Annotated in this window: 10 protein-coding genes; 5 read left to right on the top strand and 5 right to left on the bottom strand. The window is 41.6% G+C overall.

Translation table 11 applies throughout. The features are described 5' to 3' along the window. Positions 1–143: 143 nt before the first annotated feature. Together LVY74_RS08855 and LVY74_RS08850 are read left to right on the top strand one after the other, a co-directional pair. The gene (locus LVY74_RS08855; protein ID WP_237814775.1) at positions 144–872 is read left to right on the top strand and encodes a Bax inhibitor-1/YccA family protein; all 729 of its coding nucleotides are present in this window, start codon (positions 144–146) and stop codon (positions 870–872) included. 144 nt (positions 873–1,016) lie between these two features. Next, positions 1,017–1,817, top strand: coding sequence for an enoyl-ACP reductase FabI (locus tag LVY74_RS08850; protein ID WP_045794395.1), 801 nt, complete (start codon positions 1,017–1,019; stop codon positions 1,815–1,817). A gap of 67 nt (positions 1,818–1,884) precedes the next feature. Here LVY74_RS08850 and holA read toward each other — a convergent pair whose 3' ends face one another. The 4 genes from holA to LVY74_RS08830 all read right to left on the bottom strand — a co-directional run bounded on the left by holA (position 1,885) and on the right by LVY74_RS08830 (position 6,617). After that, on the bottom strand, positions 1,885–2,871 hold the full coding sequence (holA, locus tag LVY74_RS08845) for a DNA polymerase III subunit delta (protein WP_237814774.1): 987 nt from the start codon (positions 2,869–2,871) through the stop codon (positions 1,885–1,887). Positions 2,872–2,883: 12 nt separating this feature from the next. Further along, positions 2,884–3,459: an LPS-assembly lipoprotein LptE gene (locus tag LVY74_RS08840; RefSeq protein WP_151777251.1), complete on the bottom strand. Its 576-nt coding sequence runs from the start codon at positions 3,457–3,459 to the stop codon at positions 2,884–2,886. Between the two features lie 17 nt (positions 3,460–3,476). Further along, entirely contained in the window at positions 3,477–6,101 is a 2,625-nt protein-coding gene (gene leuS / locus LVY74_RS08835) for a leucine--tRNA ligase (RefSeq protein WP_237814773.1), read from the bottom strand. A gap of 141 nt (positions 6,102–6,242) precedes the next feature. After that, entirely contained in the window at positions 6,243–6,617 is a 375-nt protein-coding gene (locus LVY74_RS08830; RefSeq protein ID WP_237814772.1) for a DUF4124 domain-containing protein, read from the bottom strand. A gap of 477 nt (positions 6,618–7,094) precedes the next feature. On the opposite strand from LVY74_RS08830, the gene LVY74_RS08825 reads away from it, so the two are divergent. The 3 genes from LVY74_RS08825 to ilvC are packed head-to-tail and all read left to right on the top strand — an operon-like array spanning position 7,095 to position 10,351. Beyond that, the gene (locus tag LVY74_RS08825) at positions 7,095–8,822 is read left to right on the top strand and encodes an acetolactate synthase 3 large subunit (protein ID WP_237814771.1); all 1,728 of its coding nucleotides are present in this window, start codon (positions 7,095–7,097) and stop codon (positions 8,820–8,822) included. After that, the gene (ilvN, locus tag LVY74_RS08820; protein ID WP_151708550.1) at positions 8,819–9,310 is read left to right on the top strand and encodes an acetolactate synthase small subunit; all 492 of its coding nucleotides are present in this window, start codon (positions 8,819–8,821) and stop codon (positions 9,308–9,310) included. The genes LVY74_RS08825 and ilvN overlap by 4 nt, the downstream gene beginning before the upstream one ends. Positions 9,311–9,334: 24 nt before the next feature. After that, positions 9,335–10,351, top strand: a complete 1,017-nt coding sequence (gene ilvC, locus LVY74_RS08815) for a ketol-acid reductoisomerase (protein WP_151708551.1) — start codon at positions 9,335–9,337, stop codon at positions 10,349–10,351. 268 nt (positions 10,352–10,619) lie between these two features. Here the strand turns inward: ilvC and LVY74_RS08810 are convergent, their stop codons facing one another. Further along, positions 10,620–11,513, bottom strand: a complete 894-nt coding sequence (locus LVY74_RS08810) for an amino acid ABC transporter substrate-binding protein (protein ID WP_237814770.1) — start codon at positions 11,511–11,513, stop codon at positions 10,620–10,622. Positions 11,514–11,655: the final 142 nt, after the last annotated feature.

The following is an 11,655-nucleotide window of genomic DNA, read 5'->3' as shown; positions in this document are numbered from 1 at the left end:
TTCTGTAATTAATCTTATGTTTTTAATTTTTAAAGATATAACTCAAAATATCGTTACAAAAATACATCGTAAAATCTATATTCAATCAGCGTTAATGATTAAAATTGAAGGGTATCCATTTAAATATAACAATGAGTTCAATGATGCAAAGTAATAACCCTATTTTAACGCGTGTAGAAACCTACAGCGATTATCGGCACCCGATGACCATTCAGGGTGCTGTTAACAAGTCAGTCATGCTCACCTGTATTGCCGCGGGTTTAGGTCTCGTATTCTTTTTCTACTGCGCGATGAGCATGAATTTTGGTTTAGCCAGTGTGGGTGCAATGGTCGGTGCCATTGGTGGTTTTATTTTGGCACTGATTACCACTTTTAAACCAGAAACAGCCCGTACACTCGCAATTCCTTATGCTTTGTTTGAAGGTGCATTTCTAGGCGGGATCTCCTTTGTGTTCCAAGCCAAATATCCTGGCGCACCATTACAGGCATTATTGGCAACTTTCGTCACCACACTGGTGTTGTTTGGTCTGTATAAAATGCGGATCATTCGTGCGACTGAAAAATTTAAGGCGATTGTGCTTTCAGCAACTTTAGCGATCTGTATTGTGTTCGTCGTACAAATGATGATGAGCATGATTTTTAGCTCAAGTATTCCTTATGTATTTGAAAGTAATGTATTAGGTTTGGGTTTTGCTGCATTTGTTGCAATCATTGCATCTTTAAATCTGATTTTAGACTTCGATTTGATTGAGAATGCCGCCGCTCAGCGCGCACCACAAGCATTTGAGTGGACCTGTGCCATTGCATTATTGGCAACTTTGGTCTGGATGTATATTTCATTTTTACGTCTGATCGGTATGTCACGCGATTAATGCACTGTATTTTTAATAAAAAACGCACCCGAAATCAGGTGCGTTTTTTATGGGGAATCGTAAAAATAGGCGCATTATGCAATTTCTAAAAGTCTGAAGAATTGGCATTATGCATGTATAAATCATCTTGATGAGAGAAAATTCATGGCAGGACTATTAGCAGGAAAACGCTTTTTAATTGCTGGTGTTGCAAGCAAACTATCCATCGCATTTGGTATTGCTCAAGCCTTGCACCGTGAAGGTGCTGAATTAGCATTTACTTACCCAAATGAAAAACTAAAAAAACGTGTGGATGAATTTGCTGAGCAATTTGATTCAAAATTGGTGTTTCCTTGTGACGTTGCTGTAGATGCAGAGATTGATCAAGCATTTGCTGATCTTGCAAAGCACTGGGATGGTTTAGACGGTGTGGTTCACTCAATCGGTTTTGCACCAGCGCATACACTCGATGGTGACTTTACTGACGTAACTGACCGTGAAGGCTTCCGCGTTGCACATGACATTAGTGCGTATAGCTTCATCGCGATGGCGCGTGCTGCTAAGCCATTGTTACAAGCACGTCAAGGTTGTTTGTTGACGTTGACTTACCAAGGTTCTGAGCGCGTAATGCCGAACTACAACGTGATGGGTCTGGCGAAAGCATCTTTAGAAGCGGGTGTACGTTACTTGGCATCAAGCATGGGCGTTGACGGTATTCGTGTGAATGCGATCTCTGCTGGTCCAATCCGTACTTTGGCAGCTTCTGGTATTAAATCTTTCCGTAAAATGTTAGATGCCAACGAAAAAATTTCTCCACTTAAACGCAACGTCACCATTGAAGAAGTGGGTAATGCTGCGTTGTTCCTATGCTCACCTTGGGCTTCAGGGATTACAGGTGAAATCATGTATGTTGATGCAGGTTTCAATACTGTGGGTATGAGCCAATCAATGATGGATGACGAATAATTTTTAAAATTATTTCGCCCATAAAAAAATCAGCTCTTTTGAGCTGATTTTTTTATGTCTTGAATCTTTAATTAAACAAAGGCTTACCACAAAGTTCGGCAACGGCTTGTAAACACAAATCTTCGGGATTTTCTTCAGAAGCACCTTTAATTGCAGCATCAATTCGAAGTAATAAGCCTGACCAAGCTAAAAAACGTTGTGCCGAAAGTCGACGTAGGGCTTGTTGATATAAAGAAACACGGGTTTTCCAGATGCCAAGCTGTAGTGCATTTTGCGGTTGCTCATAGAGTTGCATTAACAAACGCATTTCTTTACTGATTGACCATAAAATCAGACTCATGGCTTCACCAGTAGCGAGTAAGTACTGATAAATTTTCACCGACTGAGCAAAGTCACCTTGTAGCATGCTGTCATTTAGATCATAAGTGCTATAGCGTGATTGGTCTTGTAGACACTGATAAAGTTGCTCAATTCCGATGTGCTGTAAGTCGGGAAAAGTATCACTTACGCGAATCAAACTGTTTTTAGCCGCCAGCAAGTTGTGCTCATGATGTTCAAGCAACCATTGCCACGCATCCTGATTTAAAGTGATGCCGAGTTTGTCGGCTTCTGTTGCTAAAATACGTTGACGGTCTTGCGGGTAATTGGCTTGCAAAGAAACCAATACACCATTGGCTTCAATGGTCTGAAAAAAACTGGATTTTAGGCTTTGTGCATCTTGTTTGGGCATCACCACAACAAGCAGGTTCTGCTCATTGTATTGCAGGTATTCTTTAAGTAGCTTGAGTCCTGCTGCATCGGGCTTAATATTGCCATGTGCTTCAATTGCCAGTTGCTGAGAAAAGAGCGACAGGCTATTTAGCGCATTAAAGACATTTTTCCAGTCCTGAACACTGTGAATTTCATAGCGTTGTCGTTCAATTTCCTGACTTTGCCAATGGCGGCGCAGAGCATCGAGCAGGTTTTGTTCAAGCAAAGGTTCTTGACCTTGCATGACCCAAGCACCCTGTGCTTCGTGGACACGTTTGAGTGCTTGTAGGTAGTCGAGCTTCATAACAACAGCAAATTAAGGCGCTGTTGACGCAGGGTGAGCAGGCTGAATCTGAGGTAGGCGATTGGTCGAAATTTGACGCGCCATTTGTTGAGCCACATCGTCAATCAAATTGCTAATTACAGAATCTTGTTCATTATCATCAACGTTGACTGTGGCAACATTGTACTGATAGCTTTTTACACCGTTGATGGTACGTGGAGCAGTGACAGGATTGCCTTGTGCATCCTCAATTTGGAAAGTGACATTTAAATGTAAAATCACCTCAGCAACACGACCGCTGAGTTTTTGACGACGATAGTTGTAGTCTAAGACGTGTAAGGTATAGGCTTCTTTAGCATCATCAAACTGAATACCATAACCCGATAAATAGGTTTTTAACTTGGTTTGTAAGGTGTTCCCTTGAGGAATCAAATTATTATTACTGTCGGTGACATGAAGCGCTTCACTTGGTAAGTTCAACTTCATGTGTGGGTATGCAACAGGCATTGAGGTCGGGCTGAGACCTTTTAAATGAAAGCCACAGCCGACTAAGCTTGCACTTAGACCAAGAGTTAAAACGACAGATGCTAAACGTGGGACTAAGTGCATGCGTATTCCTCAACTAATTAAACGACTAAGTTCACCAATTTGTTTGGTACAACAATTTCTTTCTTGGTTTCACCCGTTAAGAATTGTTGAACTTCAGGTAAAGCTTTGGCTTGTGCCAATAAATCTTCTTTAGAAATATCAACACTTACTTCTAATTTACCACGAAGTTTACCATTGACTTGTACCACAATCGTTTGTGTATTACGGGTCAATGCTGACTCGTCAACACTTGGGAATGCTGTTGTGGTTAAGTCGATACCAAACTGAGCCAAAATGGTTTGGCTTAAGTGCGGTGCAAATGGTGCGAGTAAAGTCAGTAAGGTAATCACAGCTTCACGTGCAACCGCTGCATCGTTGTCTGATTTTACTTCAAACTTGGTAATTGCGTTAAGCAATTCCATTTGAGCGGCAATCGCTGTGTTAAATGCATAACGACGCTCAACGTCATCACCCACTTTGGCAATGGTTTCATGTACTTTACGACGCAAGTCTTGTGCTTCTTTAGATAAGTTCGCTTTATCCAGCGCAACAGTTGCATAACCTTGCTCAAAGAAGTTACTGCTTAAACGCCATACACGTTTCAAGAAACGGTTTGCACCTTCAACACCTGCATCTGACCATTCAAGAGATTGATCGGGTGGAGCAGCAAACATCATGAAGACACGTGCAGTATCTGCGCCATACTGGTCAATAATCGCTTGTGGGTCAACACCGTTATTTTTCGATTTTGACATTTTTTCCTGACCGCCAATGATTACAGGCTGACCATCTGCTGTGTATGTTGCAGACAGGATACGACCTTTTTCATCACGCTCAAGTTCAACATCAGCAGGGTTAAACCATGTTTTCTTGCCAGACTCATCTTCACGGTAGAAAGTGTCTGCCAACACCATGCCTTGAGTCAGCAAGTTGGTAAATGGCTCGTTGCCTTGTACCACACCTTCATCACGCATTAATTTGTGGAAGAAACGTGCATAAAGTAAGTGCAAGATTGCATGTTCTACACCGCCAATATATTGGTTTACAGGTAACCAAGTTTGCGCAGCTTCAGGTTTGATCATGCCATCGGTGTAATCTGGTGACGCATAACGTGCGTAATACCAAGAAGACTCAACAAAAGTATCTAGGGTATCGGTTTCACGTTTTGCGGCTTTTCCGCAACATGGACAAGTGGTTTCGTAGAATTCAGGCATTTTTGCCAATGGGTTACCAGAACCATCTGGAACAACGTCAGTTGGCAAGATCACTGGAAGTTGTTCTTCAGGAACAGGCACTTGACCACAATCATCACAATTGATCATTGGGATTGGGCAACCCCAATAACGTTGACGAGAAACACCCCAGTCGCGTAAACGGAACTGAACTTTTTTGTTGGCTAAAGTTTGTGGTTCTAGTTTTGCAAGGAAAGCATCGAATGCTGCTTGGAAGCCTAAACCATCAAACTCACCTGAATTAACCAGTTTACCTTCTTTTGAGCCGTACCATTCTTGCCATTCAGTTGCATTGAATGCAGTGTCATCTTTACCTTGAGCATCAATCACTTGCTTGATTGGTAAGTTGAATTTATTGGCAAATTCAAAATCACGCTCGTCATGCGCAGGAACCGCCATTACTGCACCAGAACCGTAAGTCATCAGAACGTAGTTTGCGATCCAAACTTCAACATTTTCACCTGTTAAAGGGTGTTTTACGAATAAACCAGTCGCACGACCTTTTTTCTCAGCCGTAGCAAGATCTGCTTCAGCAACTGAACCATGACGACATTCTTCAATAAATTCATTGAGTTCAGGGCGAAGCTCAGCCGCTTTTTTCGCTAAAGGATGGTCGGCTGCAACAGCAACATAAGTCACACCCATTAACGTATCTGGACGTGTGGTATATACCATCAAGCTGTCTACATAAATGCTTTCATCGGCAGAAGGGAAAATGATTTCCATACCTTCTGAACGACCGATCCAGTTACGTTGCATGGTCACAACTTGTTGCGGCCAACCTGCTTTTAATTGTTCTAAATCATCGAGTAATTCTTGCGCATAGTCAGTAATGCGGAAGTAGTACATTGGAATATCACGTTTTTCAACCAATGCACCTGAACGCCAGCCGCGACCATCAACCACCTGTTCATTGGCAAGGACGGTTTGATCGACTGGATCCCAGTTGACCGTTGAAGATTTACGGTAAATTAAGCCTTTTTTATACAACTGAACAAATAGCCATTGTTCCCAGCGATAGTATTCTGGTGTACAGGTCGCAATTTCACGATCCCAGTCAATTGCAAGACCTAAGCTTTTTAATTGATTACGCATGTAATCGATATTTTCAAATGTCCATTTTGCGGGTGCAACTTTGTGTGCAATCGCAGCATTTTCCGCAGGCAAACCAAACGCATCCCAACCCATCGGTTGTAGGACTTGTTCACCTTTTAAACGGTGGAAGCGGCTGATGACATCCCCAATGGTATAGTTACGCACATGACCCATATGCAGTTTGCCACTTGGATAAGGGAACATCGACAGAATATAACGATGTTTACCTTCTACCGTGTCAGCAACTTTAAAGACTTTGCGATTTTCCCAATCTTGTTGGACTTGTGGTTCAATCGCACTGGCTTGATATTCAGGGTCAATATGAGGTGTAGTCATAAACGTAATAAGAACAATGTGAAAATAGTTTGTGGCAAAGCATAGCGCAAAATGCACCTAAAAGTGAATTTTGCGCAAGAAAATATCCTCTGTTTATCCGTAAATTTTCACAAACAGCAAAAAGCAGACGGGTTTTACCCTTTACTGAGCAGGAGCTTCTTTGACTTGAGGTGCATTTTGTGGTGCTGGTGGTGTAGGGGATGGTGCTTGGCTTGCAGGTGGTGTGGTTTGAACAGGGGCTTTTTGTTGCGTATTGCTGCTTGGTGCTTGGGTTGTTTTCGTTGTCGCATTTTCGTTGCTTGGTGTCACAGGTGCTGTATTTCTCCAACCATAAGTTTTTATTTTACCACGGGTTTTAACGCCTTTAACTTTTGGTGGCGGTGTTGTGGTGTAATGCGTTGAGCCATGTGAATCTACCCATTTATAATAATCTTGCTGTGCAAAACTGGTCGTTGTAAATCCTAAAAAACTTAATCCGATAAGACTGGCGATGATGCTGTGTTGTGCTGCTTTCATAAGGAAACCTTAAGTCATTTTTAGTTGAAAAAGCTGATTAAATTTTAACGTGTTTTTTTGTGGTAAAGATGAATTTTTATCGAGAGTAAATTATTTTAAATGCCAAAAATGCAAAAGGTAAATAGCATCAATTGATGCTATTGATGAAAAAAATCATAGAAGCCTTGACAATCTTGGATTAAACCACAAAAATGCTACACTTATTTATCTGATCACCCTTCGGATAATTAAACGAATTGTGCAATAGGCATATCTCTCTAGCCGAGCTATATGTTGAATTAAAAATATGTTTATCCCAGCATGTTTTTTTTACGTTAAAGATGCAGTATTTACAGGTTATATCTCTGTTGCATCTGATTTTTATCCTATTGCAGCGCCTAGGCGTAAAATTTGTGCTATAAGAGTACAGTTTGTATGAATTAAACACTATGTAATGTCTCCCATTACGTAGAAAAAAGATATTTAGGGTGAATCACGTTGGAACTTCTATCTGGTGGTGAAATGCTCGTTCGCGCTCTTGCGGACGAAGGTGTTGAACACGTTTTTGGATATCCTGGTGGCGCAGTTTTGCACATCTATGATGCATTATTTAAACAAGACAAAATTGAGCACTATCTAGTACGCCATGAACAAGCGGCTGGACATATGGCGGATGCATATTCGCGTGTCACAGGTAAAACTGGTGTCGTACTGGTCACTTCAGGTCCTGGCGCAACCAATACCGTTACACCAATCGCAACAGCATACATGGACTCCATTCCGATGGTGATTCTGTCTGGTCAGGTCGCTTCACATTTAATTGGTGAAGACGCTTTCCAAGAAACAGATATGGTCGGTGTGTCACGTCCAATCGTGAAGCACAGCTTCCAAGTTCGTCATGCCAGTGAAATTCCTGCGATTATCAAAAAAGCATTTTATATTGCTGCGAGTGGTCGTCCTGGCCCAGTTGTGGTCGATATTCCTAAAGATGCGACCAATCCAGCAGAAAAATTTGCGTACGAATACCCTGAAAAAGTGAAGATGCGTTCTTATCAACCACCTTATCGTGGTCATTCAGGTCAAATTCGTAAAGCAGTTGAAGAACTGATTTCTGCTAAACGCCCTGTGATCTACAGTGGTGGTGGTGTCGTACAAGGTAATGCAGCAGCATTGTTGACCGAGCTTGCGCATTTATTGAATTATCCTGTAACCAATACCTTGATGGGTCTTGGTGGCTTCCCTGGTACAGATCCACAGTTTGTGGGCATGTTGGGGATGCATGGTTGCTATGAAGCCAATATGGTGATGCACAATGCTGATGTGATTTTTGCAGTGGGCGCACGTTTTGATGACCGTGTCACCAATAACCCTGCAAAATTCTGTCCAAATGCTAAAGTCATTCATATTGATATTGACCCAGCAACAATTTCTAAGACCATTTCTGCGCATATTCCAATCGTGGGTGCTGTTGAACCAGTCCTTCAGGAAATGTTGAGCCAGTTGAAACAGTTGAATGTGTCTAAGCCAAACCCTGAAGCATTGGCGGATTGGTGGAAGCAGATCAATGAATGGCGTCAAGTTCATGGCTTGAAATATCAGCCTGCGGTTGATGGTGGTATGAAGCCACAGCAAGTGGTTGAAACTTTATATAAAGTGACCAATGGTGAAGCGATCATCACGTCTGATGTGGGTCAGCACCAAATGTTTGCTGCTTTGTATTATAAGTATGATCAACCACGCCAATGGGTAAACTCTGGTGGTTTGGGGACGATGGGTGTTGGCTTGCCGTATGCAATGGCAGCCAAGCTTGCGAAACCTGAACAACAAGTGGTGTGTATTACGGGTGAAGCATCGATTCAGATGTGTATTCAAGAGCTTTCAACTTGTAAGCAATATGGCTTAAATGTCAAGATTCTATGCTTGAATAACCGTGCCTTGGGTATGGTTAAACAATGGCAAGACATGAACTATGAAGGTCGTCATTCAAGCTCATATGTTGAATCATTACCAGACTTTAGCAAGTTAATGGAAGCTTATGGACACGTGGGTATTCAAATTGACCACGCAGATGAGCTTGAAGCCAAACTTGAAGAAGCGATGGCAATTAACGATAAATGTGTGTTTATTAACGTGATGGTTGACCGTTCTGAGCATGTTTACCCAATGCTGATCGCGGGTCAATCCATGAAAGACATGTGGTTAAATAAAGGGGAGCGTACACAATGAGACACATTATCTCTGTACTGATGGAGAATGAATCAGGTGCGCTTTCTCGTTTAGTGGGCTTGTTTAGTCAACGTGGTTACAACATTGAAACCCTCAATGTTGCGCCGACGGAAGACCCGACTTTGTCTCGCTTAACATTAACGACGTATGGCGATGACCACAAAATTGAGCAAATCACCAAACAACTCAATAAACTCATTGAAGTTGTAAAAGTGGTTGATTTGAGTGAAGGTGCGCACATTGAGCGTGAGCTGATGCTGATCAAAGTGAAGGCATTGGGTGCAGCACGTGATGAAATCAAACGCACAACGGATATTTTCCGTGCTTCAATTGTTGACGTTACACCAACGACTTATACCATTCAGATAGTTGGTGCGACTGAAAAACTCGACGGATTTATTGATGCTTTAGCTGAAAATACCATTTTGGAAGTGGTGCGTTCAGGCGTGTCAGGTATTGCACGCGGCGAAAAAGTATTAACGGTTTAAAAAAGATTTTACTGGAGAACACAAATGCAAATTTTTTACGATAAAGACTGTGACTTATCTATCATCCAAGGCAAAAAAGTAGCGATTATTGGTTATGGTTCACAAGGCCATGCTCACGCACTTAACTTGAAAGATTCTGGCGTAGACGTAACTGTAGGTTTACGTGCTGGTTCAGCATCTTGGAAAAAAGCTGAAAATGCGGGTCTTAAAGTTTCTGAAGTTCCAGCTGCTGTTGCTCAAGCTGACTTGGTGATGATTTTGACTCCAGATGAGTTCCAATCTCAACTTTATCGTGACGTGATTGAGCCAAACATCAAAGAAGGCGCAACTTTAGCATTTGCTCACGGCTTCTCTATCCTTTACAACCAAGTTGTTCCACGTAAAGACTTAGACGTAATCATGGTTGCTCCGAAAGCGCCTGGTCACACTGTACGTTCTGAATACCAACGTGGTTCAGGTGTACCAGATCTAATCGCTGTTCACCAAGATGCTTCTGGTAATGCGCGTAACGTTGCACTTTCTTACGCTTCAGGCGTAGGTGGTGGTCGTACTGGTATTATTGAAACTTCATTCCGTGAAGAAACTGAAACTGATTTGTTCGGTGAGCAAGCAGTTCTTTGTGGTGGTGCGGTTGAATTGGTTAAAATGGGCTTTGAAACTTTGGTTGAAGCGGGTTACGCACCAGAAATGGCTTATTTCGAATGCTTGCACGAACTTAAATTGATCGTTGACTTGATGTTCGAAGGCGGTATTGCGGACATGAACTACTCAGTATCTAACAATGCTGAATATGGTGAATACGTAACTGGCGTTGAAGTCATCAACGATCAGTCTCGTGAAGCAATGCGTAATGCACTTAAACGTATTCAATCTGGTGAATATGCGAAAATGTTCATCCAAGAAGGTGCGTTGAACTATCCATCAATGACTGCACGTCGTCGTCAAAATGCTGCACATGGTATTGAAGTGACTGGTGCGAAACTACGTGCGATGATGCCTTGGATTCAAGCGAACAAAATCGTTGATAAAGAGAAGAACTAATTTCTCGAATCAATTGATTTGAATGCAAAGACCCACTCGATTTGAGTGGGTTTTTTATGTTTACGGTGACGTACCTCAAAAAGATGAAAGCACTGCTTTCATTTTTTTTCGTGCCTTGGACTCAAGCCAACAAAATCGTGGATACAGAGAAAAACTAAGTTTTAGTTTCTTCTGAATAAAAAACCCTAACATCATGTTAGGGTTTTTATTGCTCATTCCCCAATCTCTCATGCTGTATGAAAAACTTCATACAGCATGTTTTGAGATGTTAGATACCTGCATCTGTAGGGCGACGTTGTAAGTTTAAGTATGAGCGGCTAGGTGCCATATTTAAATTGATGTTTTTTGGTTGAATAGGAGATTGGAACCATTTGTGGTAAAGCTTGCCCATTTGTCCAGATTTCCATAGGTGGTTTACCGTACCATCAACCAATGCCTTAAATTTCTCATCGCCTTTTGGCAACATGATGGCATAAGGTTCAGAAGAGAGAACTGGCCCTGTAATTTCATAAGAACTTGGACTAGAACTTCTAGCAATCAGACCTGCAAGAATGTTGTCATCCATGACAAAGGCTTCAGCTTTGCCATTGGCTAAGATGGCAAATGAATCATCAAAATCACGACCATAAACGTTAATGACGTTAATATTTTTACCACGCTCATTACGTTTGATGTACTGGTCAGATGTTGTGCCAGCAGTTGTAACAACAGCTTTATTATCTAAATCAACCAAGTTGTGAATATTTGAACTCTTTTTCACAGCCATGCGCACTTCGGTATAGTAGAAGTTGGTTGAGAAAGAAACCAATTGCTGACGTTTATAAGAGTTGGTGGTTGAACCACACTCCATATCAACACGACCTGATTGAATGCTTTCGATGCGTTGGCTTGGAGTTAATGCCAGAAACTCAACTTTTAGATTTGGCATGTTGAGTTCTTTTTTTACATCATTGGCAACATTACGACAAATATCGATGACATAGCCTGAAGCTGCACCATTCACAACATACGAAATTGGCATAGATGCATCATTGAAACCAATGACTAATTTGCCTGAATTTTTGATCTTAGCAAGCGTATCAACAGCGTAAACTTGGCTTGCTCCGAGGGAGAGACAGGCGAACAAAGATGAAGCAATTACTGATCTTGAAAATAGTTTCATGGTGTCCCTTATATGGTTTGATGGTTTGTTCTAAAAATAGGCTAAACCCAGTGTAATTTATAAGCAAAACAAATGCCATATTTTGCGATGTAATATTTTGATTTTTTTGATTTTTATGGGTTTTTTAAAGCTTAAATATTTG

This window comes from Acinetobacter sp. ME22, from assembly GCF_022012315.1.
In the GTDB taxonomy this organism is placed as follows: domain Bacteria; phylum Pseudomonadota; class Gammaproteobacteria; order Pseudomonadales; family Moraxellaceae; genus Acinetobacter; species Acinetobacter brisouii_A.
Note: the sequence above shows the minus strand (reverse complement) of the source record. Positions and strands in the feature narration are given on the sequence as shown.